Here is a 17,376-nt window from a genome sequence, read left to right on the forward strand (position 1 = left end):
TCAAAGGTCATATCACCTGCCCTATGGTCACCCGCGGGTCTTGACCCCGCCCCGCCCGGCGGGCATCACAAGCCATGCTGATTTTCAAGATACTCCGCGCAGACGAATGGGCTGCGCTGCGCAAGAACGGGGTCTCAGACGGGGCGCCGATTGATGTCACCGATGGCTATGTGCATTTCTCCACCGCCGAACAGGCCGAGGAAACCGCCGCCAAGCATTTCAAGGGCGAAGAGGGTCTTTTCCTGCTCGCTCTTGAGGCCGAAAGCTTGGGCGATGCGCTGGAATGGGAGCCGTCGCGGGGCGGCGCGCTTTTCCCGCATCTCTACCGCCCGCTCAAGATCGAAGACGTGGTCTGGGCACAGCCCCTGCCCTTGGTGGATGGCGCTCATGAATTCCCCGCCGGTCTGGGCGCAGCAAGCGCATGATGCCGGTGATCGAAAAAATGGGCCTTAACGCGCTGCACCGGATTGACCCCGAAGCGGCGCATGGGCTGGCGATCCGGGCTTTGCGGGCGGGCCTGGCCCCGGCCCCCGGGCCGCAGACCTCTGCACGCTTACACACAACGGTTGCTGGGCTGGATCTGCCGAACCCCGTCGGGCTGGCCGCGGGTTTTGACAAGAACGCGACCGCGGTCGCCCCGCTTTCCCGCGCCGGTTTCGGCTTTATCGAAGTGGGCGCCGCCACGCCCCTGCCCCAGCCCGGCAACCCGCGCCCGCGTCTGTTTCGCCTGACCGAAGACCGCGCCGCGATCAACCGCTTCGGCTTTAACAACGAGGGGATGGAGGCGATCTGCGCCCGGCTTTCGCGCCGCGGCGCCGGTGTGCCGGTGGGGCTGAACCTTGGTGCGAACAAGACCAGCCCAGACCGCGCTGCCGACTTTGCCCGGGTGATGACCGCCGCGCGCAATCACGTCGATTTCGCGACGGTCAATGTCTCCTCCCCCAACACCGAGAAGCTGCGCGATCTTCAGGGCAAGGCGGCGCTTTCCGCCCTGCTCGAAGGGGTGATGGACGTGCGCGGTGCCACGCCCGTTTTCCTGAAAATCGCCCCCGATCTCAGCGAAGCCGAGATCGAGGACGTGGCCGAGGTTGCTCAAAATTCAGGCGTCGCTGCCATCATTGCGACCAATACCACGCTCGACCGGACAGGTCTTGCCAGCGCCCATGCGGCTGAGGCGGGCGGCCTCTCCGGTGCGCCATTGTTTGAGCGGTCGACTCGCGTCTTGGCGCGGCTGGCGGGGCTAACGGATATTCCGTTGATCGGCGTTGGCGGGGTGTCGGATGCGCAGACCGCCTATGCCAAGATCTGCGCCGGTGCCTCGGCGTTGCAACTTTACACCGCGCTGGTCTTTGGCGGTCTTGGGCTGGTGCGTGAGATCACCACGGGGCTCGATGCGCTTTTGGCGCGCGATGGTTTCGCCACCGTGGCCGAGGCCGTGGGCAGCAAACGCGAGGATTGGCTATGATCACCCTGTGGCACAATCCGCGCTGTTCGAAATCGCGGCAGGTGCTGGCCTTGATCGAAGAGGCGGGCGTGGACGTGAGCCTCCGGCGTTACCTCGAAGACGCCCCGACGCGGGATGAGATCATCGCCGCCCGCGACGCTCTTGGCCTCCGCCCGATTGAGATGATGCGGACCGGCGAGAAGGTGTTCAAAGAGATGGGTCTGACCAAGGACAGCCCCGAAGAGACGCTGATCGACGCCATGGCCGCCCATCCGATCCTGATCGAACGCCCCATCGCCTTTGGCCAAAGCGGCGCCGTGATCGGGCGCCCGCCGGAAGCGGTGCAAAGGCTGCTCTAGCCCGCCGCGCGTTCCAGTGCCGGATAGCGCAGCGCCAAGGTTATGCCCCGCACCACGAAGGACACCAAGAGCGATATCCACAGCCCGTGGTTGCCCAAGCCCGGCACCAAAATCAGCGCCGTCACGGCATAGACCAGAAATGACACCAGCATCATATTGCGCATGTCGCGCGACCGCGTGGCACCGATGAAGATGCCGTCAAACATATAGGCCGCGCAGCCCAGAACCGGGGCCGCGACCATATAGGGCAGATAGACCCGCGCGAGGTCTTGCACCTGTGGCGCCTTGGCCATCAGATCAATGATCCCCCCGCCCGAAACGGCAAAGACCAGCGCCAGCGCCAAGCTGACCAGCAGCGCCCAAGCGGAGGTCAGCACCGCTCCGCGCCGCAGGACATCACGCTGCCCCGCGCCGTAGGCCCGGCCAATGATCGCCTCGGCGGCAAAGGCGAAACCGTCCAGCCCGTAGGAGGTGATCATCAGGAATTGCAGCAGCACCTGATTGGCCGCCAGCGTCACATCGCCCAAGCCCGACCCCATGAAGAGGAACGAGACAAAGATCGCCTGCAACAGCAGTGAGCGGATCAGGATGTCGGTATTCACCCGCATCATGCGCGTCCAGCGCGGTCCGTCAAAGACCTGCGCCCAGTCGCGCCAGGCTACCCCGGCAAAGGCCGCCCGGCAGAACCACAGCCCCAAGACCGCCCCGCTCCACTCCGCGAGGAAGGTGGCGATGGCCACGCCCTCGACACCCCAGCCGAGGCCCAGCACGAACCACAGATCCAGCAGGATGTTCAGCCCGTTCATCCAGACCTGCAACACCAGCACGGCACGGCTGCGTTCCTGCGCGATGAGCCAGCCGGTGATCGCATAGATCGAGATGGCAGCAGGCGCGGACCAGATGCGGATCGCCATATATTGCCGCGCCAGCCCCTCTACCTCCGGTGATCCGGGGGCGAGTTGAAACGACGCCCAAAAGAGCGGCAGTTGCAGCGCCATCAGCACCAGTCCGGCGCCCGCGCCGATCAGCAGCCCGCGTGTCAGCAGCGCCGCGACCTCGCCCTCTTCGCCATTGCCCGCCGCCTGCGCGGTCAGGCCCACGGTGCCCATCCGCAGAAAGCCGAAAATCCAGTAAAGCGCCGACAGGATGATCGCCCCCAGCCCCACCGCGCCGATGGGTGCCGCGGCCCCCATCTGCCCGACCACGCCGGTATCGACCGCGCCAAGGATCGGGACGGTGGCGTTGGAAATGACAATGGGAACGGCGATCTTAAGCACGCGGCGATGGGTCACCACATCGCGCGCCACCAGCGTGCCACGCTTAACCGCGCGCACTTCTGCCTCGCTGAGCGGCTCGGCTTCGGCTTTAAGGTCAGCCACGCCGCTGCGGCATCAGGAAATGGCCCGTGGCCTGAGCAAAAATGCGGCTGCGGTTGTCCTGCCACGCCTCAACATGCACAGAGGCATAGCGCCGCCCCGACCGGTTGATCCGCGCCCGTGCATAGGCATCGCGCGGCAGACCGGAGCGCAGGTAATCCACGGTGAAATCGATCGTTTTGGGCAGCCGGGGCAAATGATCGGCATCCAGATTGTCCAGATCAAGCGCGCCGCTTTCCATGTCCTCCCAGATCAGTCCCCAGCTTAGGGTGATGATCGCGGTCACCTCCAAGAAGGCCGCCGTTGCACCGCCATGCAACGCAGGCAGGATCGGGTTGCCGATCAACTGTTCGGAAAAGGGCATGATGCCTGTCAGCTCATCCCCACGGCGCTCAAACTCGATGCCCAGAAAGCGGATATAGGGCACACCTTCGACCATGGCGCGCAGCACCCCGTCGCGGCGTTGCTTGATCACCTGAACCGGCTCTGGCTTGCGATGTTTGGTCATTTGTGGCCCTCCACGGTGAAGGTTCCTGTGGCGGTGGCCACGAAATTCTCGGCGTCCTCATCCGTCGCCGTGGCGCGCACAAAGGCGACCGAGCGGGTGACGTGATAGCAGGTCGCGCGGGTGGTGATCGTTTGGCCCGGCGTGGCGGCGCGCAGGTATTCGATCCGCAGATCCATGGTGGCGGTAGCCGAGGGATTGCTGGGGTGGCTCATCACCGCCGCGCCACAGCAAGTGTCCATCAAGGCCGAGACCGCCCCGCCGCTGATCACTCCGGTTTTGGGGTCGCCCACCAGTTTGTCATCATAGGGCATGGTGATCACGGCAGAGCCATCGCCCAACTCCTGCAGCTCCATCCCGAGCGCCATGGAATGGGGCAGCGCCTGAATGAACTGTCGCGCCATTTTCAACTTATCCGACATGCAGCCCACCCCTTTGCGTCTGGTTTTGACCTTTATCATGGGGGGATGGCGAAAGGGCAAGACCACCTGTTGCGCATCCCCGCGCGTGACCATAGTTTGCCTGAAGGGAGTAGATGCTTTGGACGATGAACGCCTGACATTCAAAGAGATGTGCGCGGCATTTGACGTGACGCCACGGACGTTGCGCTATTACGAGTATATCGAATTGCTGCAACCGCACCGCGAGGGGCGCTCGCGCTTCTATGGCCCGCGTGAACGGGCGCGGATGAAGCTGATCCTGCGCGGCCGCAAGTTCGGCTTTGCGCTGGAAGACATCCGGCAGTGGCTGTTGATCTATGAAAAAGAGGGGACCGAGGCGCAGATGCGTACGTGGGTCACCATGGCAGATGGTCAGCTAGAAGAACTGGCCGAGCAGCGCCGCCAGTTGGACGAAGCCATGGCGGAACTGCAAAAGCTGCGCGACGACACCGCCGCGGCAATCGCTTCGAACGAGGGCTGACCCGCAGCCTCAGCGGCCGCCGGACTGCGACAACTGCGCGATCAGCATCTGCAAATCCGCGGTGATGCGGATGAGGTCTGAAACCACATCTGGGCTCGCATCGCCCGCCAAATCGAATGCGCTGTTCTCGATGGTTTCAGATGCGGCTTTCAAATCCGCGACCACGCGTACGCGGGTCTGCGCGTCGGAACCGTTGCCAGCCCCATTACCAGTCTGTTCTTGTTTTTGTGACATGCTTCGAACCTCTTTGGGTGAAGGACCCGCACCTACAGCCGGTCCGACGCAGGGTCATGTCACGCAGTCACGCGACAATGACGCGGGGTCAGCATACCGCCTAGGGCGGCCCTTCTTTTGGACGGCGCAGCAGCCCCGCGCCCAGACCCCGGATGGCGGCGGTGGTGCGGTCATTCACGTCAAGCTTGGAAAAGATCCGCCGCACGATCGTATCGACCGTATGAGGCGAAATCCCCAGTATTTCGGCAATGACGCTGTTGCTCTTGCCGGTGGCGATCCACTCCAGCACCTCAACTTCACGCGGAGAAAGGCCGAAATCGCGTGCCGATTGGCTTTCGGCCAAGGCGCAATAGCGCAGATGCGCGATTTGGGCCGCGCTGAGAAGTTTGTACAACGCCCCCGGCGACAGACGCGCCTGTTTGGCGGCAAACCCCAGCCCCACAACGGCGGAATCCCCGCCCGGGCCATGCACTTTGAGGGAGATGCCGTCATTCGGGTAGCGCCGCATCAACCCTTTCATATAGACGCTTTCCGCAGGGGTCAGCCGCGCCGCGCCCGCCACATCCGACCAATAGAGCGGCATCACCTGTTGTCGGGCCAGCGCTTCGACAGGGCTTTCGCGCAGCTTCTCTACATCCAGAAATTGCGAATGCCACTGCGGCCCCTCCGCGCCATTGCCGTTGAACTTATAGAGGATCGCAGGTGCGCCGGGGCTGTCCCCGTGATAGCTGACCAGATCGATCCCAAGCCCTTGATAATAGCCTAGACCGCAGGCCAAAATACCCGCAGCGGAGGTGGCGTTCTGCGCGCAGTGAACCAGTTCGTCCAGCGTTTTCGGCCCGTTTTGATCGAGGTTTGCCATCTCCTACCCACTTTGATGCTCAAGCCCATCGGGGGCGGGGGCGCCCCACCTGTCCCAACCTACAGGAAATCCCCCCGCGTATAAAGTGACGCAACGTATCGCTTACGTCAACGTCAACTCCCGTTGTATCAGCAAGGTCAGCCCCCAACTGAAGTCTCGAAACGACGATTGGAGAGTGAAGAGATGACCGCCGACACGCTGACCATTCGCCAGATGTGCGACGCTTTTGAAGTGACCCCGCGGACCCTGCGGTTCTACGAAGCGAAAGAGCTGCTCTTTCCGTTGCGCGAGGGCCAAAAACGCCTTTTTACCAAAAGCGACCGTGCCCGGCTCAAGCTGATCCTGCGCGGCAAACGCTTTGGTTTCAGCCTCGAAGAGATCCGTCAGTTGCTCGACCTCTATCACATGGGTGACCAGCAGCAGACGCAAATCGCCGCAGCCTATGAAATCGCCCGCGCCCGTCTGGCCGACCTCGAATCGCGCCGCGAAGAGCTGAATGAAGCAATCGAAGACCTTAAAGACCAGTTAAAATGGGGGGAAAAGATGATTTCCTCCATGAACCAACCCCGCCGCGCCGCTGAATAAACGCAGCCGAACAACCCCGGCGGCAATGCCTGCACCCACATCCATAAAAAGACGACCCGGAGAGCAAAGATGCCCAGTTACACAGCCCCCACCAAAGACCTGCAATTCGTTCTGCACGACGTGCTGAAAGTGACCGAAAGCAAGACCCCCGGCTATGATGAGCTGGAGCCTGATTTCACCTCCGCCATTCTTGAAGAAGCAGGCAAGCTGACCTCCGAAGTCCTCGCCCCGCTGAACGCCGTGGGTGACCAAGAAGGCTGCCGCTTGGAGAATGGCGTGGTCTATACGCCCAAAGGCTTCAAGGAAGCCTTTGAAAAGGTGAAAGAAGGCGGCTGGACGGGCCTCGACATGCCCGAAGCTTATGGCGGGCAAAACATGCCCTATGTCCTCGGCACCGCTGTGGGCGAGATGTTCTCTGCCGCGAACCAAGCCTTCACCATGTATCAGGGCCTGACCCACGGCGCGGCCTCGGCGATCCTCGCCCATGGCACCGACGCGCAGAAAGATACCTATCTGCCCAAGATGGTGTCCTGCGAGTGGACCGGCACGATGAACCTGACCGAGCCGCATTGCGGCACCGATCTGGGCCTAATGCGCACCAAAGCCGCGCCGCAGGACGATGGCAGCTACAAGATCTCCGGCCAGAAAATCTTCATCTCGTCGGGTGAACACGACATGGCCGACAACATCATCCATCTGGTGCTGGCCAAGATCGAAGGCGGCCCCGAAGGCATCAAAGGCGTGTCGCTCTTCATCGTGCCCAAGTTCATGGTGAACGAAGACGGCTCCTTGGGTGAGCGCAACGGCGTCTCCGTCGGCTCCATCGAAGAGAAGATGGGCATCCACGGCAACTCCACCTGCGTGATGAACTACGACGGTGCCACCGGCTATCTGCTGGGGACCGAGCACAAGGGCATGCGCGCCATGTTCACCATGATGAACGAAGCCCGCGTCGGCGTCGGCATGCAGGGTCTGGCACAGGCCGAAGTCGCCTATCAGAACGCTGTGATCTACGCCAACGACCGCCTGCAGGGCCGCGCCGTGACCGGTGCCGTGGCGCCTGAAAAGCCCGCCGATCCGCTGATCGTCCACCCCGACATCCGCCGCTCGCTGATGGACCAAAAAAGCTTTGTCGAAGCCGCCCGCGCCTTCATCCTTTGGGGTGCGACAATGATCGACGCCGCCCACCGCGCCGAGGATAAAGACGCCGACGGCCTCGTGTCGCTGCTGACCCCGGTGATCAAAGGTTTCTTGACCGATCAAGGCTACGATATGACCGTGAAGGCCCAGCAGGTCTACGGCGGCCACGGCTATATCGAAGAATGGGGCATGTCCCAGTTCACCCGCGACGCCCGCATCGCCCAAATCTACGAAGGTGCCAACGGCGTCCAGGCGCTCGACCTCGTGGGCCGCAAACTGGCCCAAGACGGCGGCAAACATGTGATGGCGTTCTTCGATCTGATCAAAGGCTTCATCAAGGACAACGCGGGCCAAGATGCCGAGTTCGACGCAGCCTTCCTCGACCCGCTAAAGGCGGCCAGCAAAGACCTTCAATCGGCGGGCATGTACTTCATGCAGAACGGCATGAAGAACCCCAACCACGCGCTCGCAGGCTCCAACGACTTCATGCATATGTTCGGCCATGTCTGCCTTGGCCTGATGTGGGCCAAAATGGGTCTCGCGGCAAAAGAGGCGTTGAAGAACGGCAGCGGCGACGCCACGTTCTATGAGACGAAGTTGGCCACCGGGCGCTACTATATGGCACGGCAACTGCCCGCCACGGCGCTGCACCTGACCCGCATCCAATCGGGCGCGGATACTGTCATGGCGCTGGAGGCCGCAAACTTCTAAAACGGGTGGTGGGGGCCTGTCCCCCACCCTGCCCAACACCCGGAGAGACCATGCCAAAACGCTTCCGCCTGACCCGCCGCTTCCCCGTCGCCATGACCGAAGAGGGCTACCGCAGGCTGAAGAAGTTCAGCACGGATGCAGGTCTTGATGAAGGGGAAGCACTGTCGTTCCTGTTCGAGAATTTCAACTCGGTCATGAACGAAGAAAACCTGACCGCGCGGCTGCGCCTGTTCAACGCCGAACTGGAAAGCCGCAAACGCTGAACCCTGGGGAGGGGCGGATGACGCAAGGCAAGACATCCAGCTGGATGACCGACGAACACCAGATGATCGCCGATATGACGGCGCAATTCATCGACGCCGAATGGGCGCCCAAGTTCGAGAAATGGCGCAAACAAGGCCAAATGGACCGCGAGACTTGGGCACAGGCGGGTGAGCTCGGCCTGCTCTGCCCCTCGGTGCCCGAAGAATATGGCGGGGCCGGCGGTGATTTCGGCCACGAAGCCGCGATTCTGATCGAAGGCTCGCGCGCCAACCTCGCCTCTTGGGGCCATGGCATCCACTCGGGCATCGTCGCGCATTACATCCTCGCCTATGGCACCGAAGACCAGAAAAAACGCTGGCTGCCCAAGATGGTCTCGGGCGAGTTGGTCGGCGCGCTGGCGATGACCGAACCTTCCACCGGATCGGACGTGCAGCGGATCAAAACCAAGGCGATCCGCGACGGCAACGCCTATAAGCTCTCTGGCCAAAAGACCTTCATCACCAACGGCCAGCACGCCAATCTGATCATCGTCGCGGCCAAAACCGACCCCAAGGAAGGTTCCAAAGGCGTCTCGCTCGTTGTCGTCGAAACCGACGGCGCACAGGGTTTTCAACGCGGCCGCAACCTCGACAAGATCGGCCTGCATGCGGCGGACACCTCAGAACTGTTCTTCGACAACGTCGAAATCCCACCAGAAAACATCCTTGGCCAAGACGAAGGCCAAGGCTTCTACCAAATGATGCAACAACTCCCGCAAGAACGCCTGATCATCGGCTGCGGTGCGGTCGGCGCGATGGAAGGCGCCGTGGCGCGCACGATTCAATACTGCAAAGAACGCGAAGCCTTCGGCGGCCCGCTGACCCAGTTCCAGAACACCCGCTTCCAACTGGCCGAAGTGAAAACCAAAACCATGGTGGCCCGCGCCTTCCTCGACGAATGCATCAGCGAACATCTGCGCGGGGAGCTAACCGTCGATAAGGCCGCGATGCAAAAATACTGGCTGACCGACACCCAAGGCGAAGTGCTTGATGCCTGCTTGCAACTGCACGGTGGCTACGGCTTCATGCAGGAATATGCGGTCGGCGAAATGTGGGCCGACGCGCGGGTGCAGCGCATCTACGGCGGCACCAACGAGATCATGAAGGAACTGATCGCGCGCAATCTCTGACCGCGCGCCCAGCCCCGGCCGCCGCGCAGAGGTATTTAAGAAAGGATGAAAATAAGGGCGCAAGACCCCCTCTTCATCCTTTTACCAAATACCGTCCGACCGTGCCGCGAACGATGACAGATTGAGGAGGAATGATACGTGACCATCCAGCTTTACTGCTTTGGCGAATCCGGCAACGCCTATAAGGCCGCGCTTGCCTTGGAACTCTCAGGCTTGGACTGGAAGCCGGTGAAGGTCGACTTTTTCGGCGGCCAGACGCGGCAGCCCGACTATCGCGCGCAGATCAACAACATGGGCGAGGCCCCGGTGATGATCGACGGCGATCTCCGGCTCACGCAATCGGGCGTGATTCAGGATTACGTCGCGGAAAAGGCGGGCAAATTCGGCGGCGGCGACGCGACGGAACGGCGTGAAATAATGCGTTGGGTGCTATGGGATAACCACAAGCTGAGTGGTGTTGCTGGGATGACCCGTTTCTTGATGAATTTCCTGCCCGAAGACAAACGCCCCGCCGAGGTTATTGCCTTTAGCCAAGGGCGGCTCAAGGCAGCCTACGGCGTGCTGAACGACCATCTCGACGGCCGCGACTGGATCGTGGGCGACGAATTGACCAACGCAGACCTCAGCTGCTGCGGGTATCTTTATTACCCCGAGCCTTTTGGCTTTGACCGCAGCGACTGGCCCCATATCGACGCGTGGCTCACGCGTTTGAGCGAAACACCGGGCTGGAAGGCCCCATACGACCTGATGCCCGGCAGCCCTGCTGACCGCGCCTGACCCTCGGAGGACATGAACATGACCCAAGACGTTTACATCTACGACGCGATCCGCACCCCACGCGGCAAGGGCCGCAAGGACGGCGCGCTGCATGAAGTCACCTCGCTGCGGTTGTCGGCACAGACATTGAACGCGCTGAAAGAGCGCAACAACCTTGAAGGTCATGCCGTTGAGGACGTGATCTGGGGCAACGTCACGCAAGTGATGGAACAGGGCGGCTGTCTGGCACGCTCAGCGGTGCTGGCGTCCGATTTGGACGAGCGTATCCCCGGTTTGGCCATCAACCGTTTCTGTGCCTCCGGCATGGAGGCCGTGAACCTTGCTGCCAACCAAGTCAAAGGCGGCGCGGGCAATGGTTATATCGCTGGCGGTGTCGAGATGATGGGCCGTGTCGCGATGGGCGCTGACGGTGCCGCGATTGCCGTGGACCCGACGCTGGCGATGGAGAAATACTTCGTGCCGCAGGGTATTTCGGCCGATATCATTGCCACCGAATTCGGTTTCACCCGTGACGAGGCCGACCAGTTGGCCATGCAGTCCCAGCAGCGCGCGGCGCGGGCTTGGGAAGAGGGCCGCTTTGACAAATCCGTCATCACCGTACGTGATCAGAACGGCCTCGCGATCCTTGACCGTGACGAATACATGCGCCCGCAAACCGACATGCAGTCGCTTGGCGGCTTGAACCCGGCGTTCCAGCAGATGGGTGAGGTCATGCCCGGCTTCGACAAGGTCGCGCTGATGAAATACCCGCATCTGGAGCGGATCGACCACATCCACCACGCGGGCAACTCGTCGGGCATCGTCGACGGTGCTGCGGCTGTTTTGATCGGCAACAAAGAGTTCGGCGAGCAGCACGGGCTTAAGCCCCGCGCCCGCATCCGCGCCACCGCCAAGATCGGCACCGATCCGACCATCATGCTGACCGGCCCGGTGCCGGTGACCGAGAAGATCCTGAAGGACAACGGCATGACCATCGGCGACATCGATCTGTTTGAGGTCAACGAGGCTTTTGCCGCCGTGGTCCTGCGCTTCATGCAGGCCTTTGATGTGGACGACAGCAAAGTGAACGTGAATGGCGGCGGCATCGCCATGGGCCACCCTCTGGGCGCCACCGGTGCCATGATCATCGGCATTCTGCTCGATGAGATGGAGCGCGCTGACAAGGAAGTGGGGCTCGCCACGCTCTGCATCGCCTCCGGCATGGGTGCCGCCACCATCATCGAGCGCGTGTAAGCCGCGTAAGGGAGCAAGAGAATGACCGATTTTACATTGAATAAAGACGCCGACGGCATCGCCACGATCACATGGGACGTGCCGGACAAAAGCATGAACGTGATGTCCTTTGACGGGTTGCGCGATCTGGAAAAACATATCGACGACGCGCTGGCCGATGACGCCGTGAAGGGCATCGTCATCACCTCGGGCAAGGAAGGGTCTTTCGCCGGGGGGATGGACCTGAACCTGCTGGCCAAGATGAAGGAAGACGCGGGCGACGATCCGGCCAAGGGGCTTTTCGAGGGCACGATGCAGATGCACGCTCTGCTGCGCAAGATCGAGCGCGCGGGCATGGACCCCAAGACCAACAAGGGCGGCAAGCCCGTGGCCTGCGTGATCCCCGGCACCGCCGCGGGCATCGGGCTGGAACTGCCGCTGGCCACGCATCGCACCTTTGCGGCGGATAACCCGAAGGCGCGGATTGGCCTGCCCGAAATCCTTGTGGGCATCTTCCCCGGGGCCGGTGGCACCACGCGGATGGTGCGCAAGCTCGGCGCGATGGCGGCCTCGCCCTTCCTCTTGGAAGGCAAAATGGTCGCCCCTGCTGCTGCCCAGAAGGCCGGCATTATTGATGAGGTCAGCGAAGACCCGATGGCCGCGGCACGCGACTGGGTGCTGAATGCCAAGGACGCCGATATGGTGAAGCCGTGGGATGCCAAGGGTTATAAAATGCCCGGCGGCGCGCCTTATCATCCGGCGGGTTTCATGACCTTTGTTGGCGCCAGTGCGATGGTGAACGGCAAGACGCAGGGTGTCTATCCGGCGGCCAAGGCGCTTTTGTCGGCGGTCTACGAAGGCGCGCTGGTGCCTTTCGACACGGCTCTGAAAATCGAAGCGCGTTGGTTCACCAATGTGCTGATGAACCCCTCCTCGGGCAATATGATCCGCTCGCTCTTCCTTAACAAAGAAGCGCTTGAGAAAGGTGCCGTGCGCCCCGAAGGCGTGCCGGACCAGCGCGTGAAGAAACTGGGCGTGCTGGGTGCGGGCATGATGGGCGCGGGCATTACGCTGGTGTCGGTTCAGGCGGGCATCGAGGTCGTGCTGATCGACCAAACCCAAGAAGCCGCCGACAAGGGCAAGGCCTATTCCGCGAGCTATTTCGACAAGGGCATCGCCCGGAAGAAATCGACCGAAGAGAAGAAGGCCAAAGCGCTCGACTTGATCACCGCGACCACCGATCTGGATGCGCTCAAGGGCTGCGACCTGATCATCGAAGCGGTGTTTGAAGACCCCAAGGTCAAGGCCGAGATGACCCAGAAGGTCGAAGCCGTGATCCCCGAGGATTGCATCTTTGCCTCCAACACTTCGACCCTGCCGATCACCGATCTGGCGAAGGCGTCGAGCCGTCAGGAGCAGTTCATCGGCATCCACTTCTTCTCTCCGGTCGAGAAGATGTTGCTGGTGGAAATCATCAAGGGCGCTGAGACCGGCGACCGGGCCGTGGCCAAGGCGCTCGACTATGTGCGCCAGATCCGCAAGACCCCAATCGTGGTCAACGACGCGCGCTTTTTCTACGCCAACCGCTGCATCATTCCCTACATCAACGAAGGTGTGCGCATGGTGCAGGAGGGTGTTGAGCCTGCGCTGATCGAGAATGCGGCCAAGCTCGTCGGCATGCCGCTTGGGCCATTGCAGTTGATGGATGAGACCTCGATCGATCTGGGCGCCAAGATTGCCCGTGCCACCAAGGCGGCGATGGGGGCAGACTATCCCAACGACGATATCGACCCGCTGGTGTTCTGGATGGAGAAAGAGGGCCGTCTGGGCCGCAAGGCGAATGCCGGTTTCTACAGCTATGACGCCAAGGGCAAGCGGATCGGTCTGTGGCAGGGCATGGGCGACAAATACCCCGTGGCCGAGGAACAGCCCGATCTGATCGAAGTGCAGCACCGTCTGCTGTTCTCGCAGACGCTGGAAGCCGTGCGCGCGCTGGAAGAAGGCGTGTTGATGGACATCCGTGAGGGTGACGTCGGTGCGATCCTTGGCTGGGGCTTTGCGCCTTGGTCCGGTGGGCCGCTGAGCTGGCTTGACATGATCGGCGCGCCCTATGCGGCGGAGCGTTGTGATCAGTTGACCGAGAAGTTCGGTGAGCGGTTTGCATGCCCCGAGTTGCTGCGCGAGATGGCCCAGAAGAACCAGTCGTTCTACGGGCGGTTCAACCCGGGCGCCAGCAAGGCAGCATAAGAGATCGGGGCGCTTCGGCGCCCCTTTTTCGTAGAGGTATGAGGGCCATCGCCTGCCCGCGGGTCGGCGATCCAAGGTGGCCTCGTGCCACTTTATGGCGCAGCAGTGATGTGTGCCCGCAAAGTACCGCCCAGCCTCGCCAAATCGCCTAACCGGGGGGCGGGCAGGCGATGGCCCGGCGCCTGCGGCTTGATTCCGGGCCTAGGGGCCGTCGTCAGCGTAGCCAAATCGCGCGATATCCTCGGCGCAAACCTCCGCCACAATATCGCGCAACTCAGGCGTATAGGCCGCAGCTCCCTCAGAGGCATTCACTCGCGGCAATTCCAATTCAAAACCCAGATGCTCGAACAACGGCTGCGCATCCGCTGGGAAATGCTCCAACCGAATATAGAGATCACAACGCTCCCGCCCCGCCGCATCCGCCATATAGCGCCGCGCGGGCCAGGCGCGCAGGCTGGCCTGCGTCTGCGGATGCCGCAAAAACCCCGCGAAATCCGACTGCTTCGCCAGTCCCACCGCCGGATGATCAAACCCCTGCCCGCGCAGCCAGCGGTAATAGCTCGCCACCCGGTCCCAAGGGTTGCGCACCAGCGTGAAGCAAAACAGCCCATCCAACTCCTCAGGCCGCAGCAGCCCGTCGACATCCGCCAGCGTTGAGTGTTTCCAGAGCCGCCCCGCCGCCTGCACGCCTTGCAACCGCCGCCGCCGTTTCAGCGCCTTCGGCGTGTCACCCAGCATCAGGTCGTCCTTCATCGCCCGCCCTTCCAAAGCCAGCGCGAGCGAGGTGCCCCCCGTTTTGGGGATATGCACAAAGACATAGCGACGGCCCCGGCTGATGATCACTCCACCGCCTCCGGCGCGCGTAGGGTAGACGGCTCATCACTGCGCAGCGCGATGACCGCCCCCGCCAGTGCAATCAACGCCATGCCCGCAAAGCCCATGGGCGGCACCTGCTGGTCCCATAGGACATAGGCCCAAAAGCTGGCGAAAATCAGCAGGGAGTATTCGAAAATGGCGACATGTCCGGCCTCGCCCAATTGGTAGCCGCGCACCAGAAACCCGATGCCGATGAGCGAGCCTACCGCTTGCACCGCAATCCAGAACCACATCGCGCCATCCAGCGGCCCCCATGTGCGGCTGACGAAACCTTCGGGCCCTGCCACCTCCGCACCCGGCAAAACCATGACACCGATGCCGCCCATGACCGCCAACATGCCGAAAAAGCCTGCGGTCATGACCATCGTGCTCTCCCCTTCGCACCATGCCCGCGTCGCCACGGCGCCGATCGCATAGAGCGCCCCGGCCAAGAGCGGCAGAAAGGCCACGGGGTCAAGATCGCTCGGGTCGGGGCGGATCACCATCAACGCTCCGGCAAAGCCCACCGCCACGGCCCCCCACCGCCATGGCCCAACACGCTTGCCTTGGAACAGGGCCGAGATCATCAGCACGAAGAGCGGCGAGGTGAAAAGCCCGGCCACCACCACGCCGATGGGCAAAAAGGCCAGACAGCCGAAATAGATCAACATGGCTCCGGCCTGAAACAGGCTGCGGCCCGCCACGGCCCAGAACCGCTTTGGCCGCAGGATGCCGAAACCAAGGGCCGCCAGCACCATCAGAATGGCCACCGCCATAACACCGCGCACAAAATGAAACTGCCAGAGCGAGCCGCGCTCGGTTATGAAGGGGACGAAGTTATCCGTAAGCCCCAAAGCCGCCATACCGCTTACGGCGCAAAGCGCCGCCAAGCCTGATTTCACCGCTGCGTCTTGCATCTGCCCTCCTTTTCGCTCCTGCCCTCTTTTCAAAGTCACGTCGCGGCAGCAATACTCAACCCCAAATCGCAACCAATGCCTTGGGAGGGGTCACATGGGGTGGATGACGGATGAGCGCGGGCTTGAAAAATGCGCAGCGAATTTTGTGGCGCTAACGCCACTGTCGCATCTGCGCCGGGCGGCAGAGGTCTTCGCCGGGCAAACCGCGGTGATCTACGGTGACCACCGCGTCACCTATGCCCAGTACCATGACCGCTGCACCCGCCTTGCCGCCTTGTTGGCCGAGATCGGCGTGGCTCCGGGCGACGTGGTCGCGACCCTGATCCCCAACCTGCCCGCGCAGGCCGAGGCGCATTTTGGCGTGCCGGCCTGCGGGGCCGTGCTCAACACCATCAACATCCGCCTCGACCCTAAAACGGTGGCCTATATCCTCGACCACGGTGGGGCCAAGGTGCTGCTCGTCGATACCGAATTCCTGCCGCTGGCCGAAGACGCTTGCGCGCGGATGGACGGCACATGCCCTGCGATCATCGAAGTGCCCGACCCCGCCGTCGGCCTCCCTCCCAGCGGGCGGCATCCGCAATACGAAGACCTGCTGGCTGAGGCCAATCCGAACTTTAGCTGGATCATGCCCGACGACGAATGGGAGAGCCTCGCGCTGAACTATACCTCCGGCACCACCGGGCGGCCCAAGGGCGTGGTCTATCACCACCGCGGGGCCTATCTGATGACCATGGGCACGGTCGTCTCTTGGCAGATGGTGCTGCGCCCGGTTTTCATGCAGATCGTGCCGCTGTTTCACTGCAACGGCTGGAACCACACTTGGATGATGCCACTGCTGGGCGGCACGCTGGTCTGCTGCCGCGACATCACAGCGGGCGCGATCTATGACGCCATCGCGGATCACGGGGTCACCCATTTCGGCGGTGCGCCCATCGTGCTGAACATGCTGGTCAACGCGGGTGAGGAAAACCGACGCGCCTTCGATCACCCCGTCGAAGTCTTCACCGCAGGCGCGCCCCCTGCCCCCGCGACCTTGTCGAAGATCGAGAAACTGGGTTTTAACGTCACGCAGGTCTACGGGCTGACCGAGACCTTTGGCCATGTCACCGAATGTCTGTGGCAAGGCGATTGGGACGGGCTGCCCGAGGCTGAGCGCGCCGGGATCAAAGCCCGCCAAGGCATCGCCATGCCGATGATGGAAGAGATCACGGTGATGGACGCCGAGATGGCCCAGACCCCGCGCGACGGCACCGCACAGGGCGAAATCATGATCCGCGGCAATGCGGTAATGAAAGGCTACTTCAAGAACCCCGAGGCCACCGCCGAAGCCTTTGCGGGCGGTTACTTCCATTCCGGCGACATCGCGGTGCAGCATCCCGACGGCTATATCCAGATCGCCGACCGCGCCAAGGACATCATCATCTCCGGCGGAGAGAATATCTCAAGCGTTGAAGTCGAAGGCGTGCTGATGGGCCACGGCGCGGTCAATCTGGCTGCCGTGGTGGCCCAACCGCATGAAAAATGGGGCGAGGTGCCCTGCGCCTTTGTCGAGTTGAAGCCGGGGTCGGAGGCCAGCCAAGAGGCGCTGATCGCCTTTGCCCGCGAACGTCTTGCCGGGTTCAAAACGCCCAAGCGGGTGATTTTCGGGGAGTTGCCCAAGACCTCCACCGGGAAGATCCAGAAGTTTGAACTGCGCAAGCAGGCGGCGGACCTCTAAGGCGGGGCATTATGTCACCTGCCATTGCTGATCCCGCAGCGCGTGGTAGAGTGGCGAAAACTGACAGGCCCGCAGCAGA

Annotated in this window: 19 protein-coding genes; 12 read left to right on the plus strand and 7 right to left on the minus strand. The window is 62.3% G+C overall.

Annotation, left to right across the window (positions count from 1 at the left end; translation table 11 throughout):
• The first annotated feature begins 74 nt into the window (after positions 1-74).
• Genes B5M07_RS13345 through arsC form a run of 3 tightly spaced genes read left to right on the plus strand, consistent with a single transcriptional unit; the run spans position 75 to position 1,803 of the window.
• The gene (locus B5M07_RS13345; RefSeq protein ID WP_120351673.1) at positions 75-425 is read left to right on the plus strand and encodes a DUF952 domain-containing protein; all 351 of its coding nucleotides are present in this window, start codon (positions 75-77) and stop codon (positions 423-425) included.
• Complete coding sequence (locus B5M07_RS13350; RefSeq protein WP_120352272.1) at positions 425-1,465, plus strand: quinone-dependent dihydroorotate dehydrogenase; 1,041 nt, start codon at positions 425-427, stop codon at positions 1,463-1,465. Before B5M07_RS13345 ends, B5M07_RS13350 begins: the two co-directional genes overlap by 1 nt.
• The gene (gene arsC, locus B5M07_RS13355; protein ID WP_120351674.1) at positions 1,462-1,803 is read left to right on the plus strand and encodes an arsenate reductase (glutaredoxin); all 342 of its coding nucleotides are present in this window, start codon (positions 1,462-1,464) and stop codon (positions 1,801-1,803) included. The genes B5M07_RS13350 and arsC overlap by 4 nt, the downstream gene beginning before the upstream one ends.
• On the opposite strand, the gene B5M07_RS13360 is transcribed toward arsC, so the two are convergent.
• The 3 genes from B5M07_RS13360 to B5M07_RS13370 are packed head-to-tail and all read right to left on the minus strand — an operon-like array spanning position 1,800 to position 4,106.
• A complete protein-coding gene (locus B5M07_RS13360) occupies positions 1,800-3,137 on the minus strand; it encodes an MATE family efflux transporter (RefSeq protein WP_205570933.1) in 1,338 nt (445 codons plus the stop codon). The two genes, arsC and B5M07_RS13360, sit on opposite strands and share 4 nt — an antisense overlap.
• Before the next feature lie 37 nt (positions 3,138-3,174).
• Entirely contained in the window at positions 3,175-3,687 is a 513-nt protein-coding gene (locus tag B5M07_RS13365) for a PaaI family thioesterase (protein ID WP_067938682.1), read from the minus strand.
• Positions 3,684-4,106: a PaaI family thioesterase gene (locus B5M07_RS13370; protein WP_067938691.1), complete on the minus strand. Its 423-nt coding sequence runs from the start codon at positions 4,104-4,106 to the stop codon at positions 3,684-3,686. Before B5M07_RS13370 ends, B5M07_RS13365 begins: the two co-directional genes overlap by 4 nt.
• A 118-nt stretch (positions 4,107-4,224) precedes the next feature.
• On the opposite strand from B5M07_RS13370, the gene B5M07_RS13375 reads away from it, so the two are divergent.
• Positions 4,225-4,605 carry a MerR family transcriptional regulator gene (locus B5M07_RS13375; protein ID WP_067630178.1) on the plus strand — a complete coding sequence of 127 codons (381 nt, stop codon included), beginning with the start codon at positions 4,225-4,227 and terminating at the stop codon, positions 4,603-4,605.
• 9 nt (positions 4,606-4,614) lie between these two features.
• Here B5M07_RS13375 and B5M07_RS13380 read toward each other — a convergent pair whose 3' ends face one another.
• Together B5M07_RS13380 and B5M07_RS13385 are read right to left on the minus strand one after the other, a co-directional pair.
• The gene (locus B5M07_RS13380; protein ID WP_120351676.1) at positions 4,615-4,839 is read right to left on the minus strand and encodes a hypothetical protein; all 225 of its coding nucleotides are present in this window, start codon (positions 4,837-4,839) and stop codon (positions 4,615-4,617) included.
• 100 nt (positions 4,840-4,939) lie between these two features.
• Positions 4,940-5,701, minus strand: coding sequence for a helix-turn-helix transcriptional regulator (locus tag B5M07_RS13385; RefSeq protein ID WP_120351677.1), 762 nt, complete (start codon positions 5,699-5,701; stop codon positions 4,940-4,942).
• Positions 5,702-5,884: 183 nt separating this feature from the next.
• Here B5M07_RS13385 and B5M07_RS13390 point away from each other — a divergent pair, with 183 nt between their 5' ends.
• From B5M07_RS13390 to B5M07_RS13420, 7 genes are all read left to right on the plus strand, one after another.
• Positions 5,885-6,286: a MerR family transcriptional regulator gene (locus B5M07_RS13390; RefSeq protein ID WP_067630105.1), complete on the plus strand. Its 402-nt coding sequence runs from the start codon at positions 5,885-5,887 to the stop codon at positions 6,284-6,286.
• Positions 6,287-6,355: 69 nt separating this feature from the next.
• Complete coding sequence (locus B5M07_RS13395) at positions 6,356-8,137, plus strand: acyl-CoA dehydrogenase C-terminal domain-containing protein (RefSeq protein ID WP_120351678.1); 1,782 nt, start codon at positions 6,356-6,358, stop codon at positions 8,135-8,137.
• Between the two features lie 50 nt (positions 8,138-8,187).
• Positions 8,188-8,400: a hypothetical protein gene (locus tag B5M07_RS13400; RefSeq protein ID WP_067630099.1), complete on the plus strand. Its 213-nt coding sequence runs from the start codon at positions 8,188-8,190 to the stop codon at positions 8,398-8,400.
• 17 nt (positions 8,401-8,417) lie between these two features.
• The gene (locus B5M07_RS13405) at positions 8,418-9,569 is read left to right on the plus strand and encodes an acyl-CoA dehydrogenase family protein (RefSeq protein WP_120351679.1); all 1,152 of its coding nucleotides are present in this window, start codon (positions 8,418-8,420) and stop codon (positions 9,567-9,569) included.
• A gap of 138 nt (positions 9,570-9,707) precedes the next feature.
• A complete protein-coding gene (locus B5M07_RS13410; protein WP_067940122.1) occupies positions 9,708-10,346 on the plus strand; it encodes a glutathione S-transferase family protein in 639 nt (212 codons plus the stop codon).
• An 18-nt stretch (positions 10,347-10,364) separates the two neighbouring features.
• Positions 10,365-11,579, plus strand: coding sequence for an acetyl-CoA C-acetyltransferase (locus B5M07_RS13415; protein WP_120351680.1), 1,215 nt, complete (start codon positions 10,365-10,367; stop codon positions 11,577-11,579).
• A 21-nt stretch (positions 11,580-11,600) separates the two neighbouring features.
• Positions 11,601-13,805: a 3-hydroxyacyl-CoA dehydrogenase NAD-binding domain-containing protein gene (locus tag B5M07_RS13420; protein ID WP_120351681.1), complete on the plus strand. Its 2,205-nt coding sequence runs from the start codon at positions 11,601-11,603 to the stop codon at positions 13,803-13,805.
• 201 nt (positions 13,806-14,006) lie between these two features.
• Here the strand turns inward: B5M07_RS13420 and B5M07_RS13425 are convergent, their stop codons facing one another.
• Positions 14,007-14,648 (minus strand): sulfotransferase family 2 domain-containing protein, encoded by a 642-nt coding sequence (locus B5M07_RS13425; protein WP_120351682.1) that lies wholly within the window; start codon positions 14,646-14,648, stop codon positions 14,007-14,009.
• A complete protein-coding gene (locus B5M07_RS13430) occupies positions 14,645-15,577 on the minus strand; it encodes a DMT family transporter (RefSeq protein ID WP_120351683.1) in 933 nt (310 codons plus the stop codon). Before B5M07_RS13430 ends, B5M07_RS13425 begins: the two co-directional genes overlap by 4 nt.
• 94 nt (positions 15,578-15,671) lie before the next feature.
• Here B5M07_RS13430 and B5M07_RS13435 point away from each other — a divergent pair, with 94 nt between their 5' ends.
• Entirely contained in the window at positions 15,672-17,297 is a 1,626-nt protein-coding gene (locus tag B5M07_RS13435) for an AMP-binding protein (RefSeq protein ID WP_120351684.1), read from the plus strand.
• Positions 17,298-17,376 lie beyond the last annotated feature (79 nt).

Origin of the sequence: Sulfitobacter sp. D7 (assembly GCF_003611275.1) — a bacterium.
Classification (GTDB): Bacteria; Pseudomonadota; Alphaproteobacteria; order Rhodobacterales; family Rhodobacteraceae; genus Sulfitobacter; species Sulfitobacter profundi.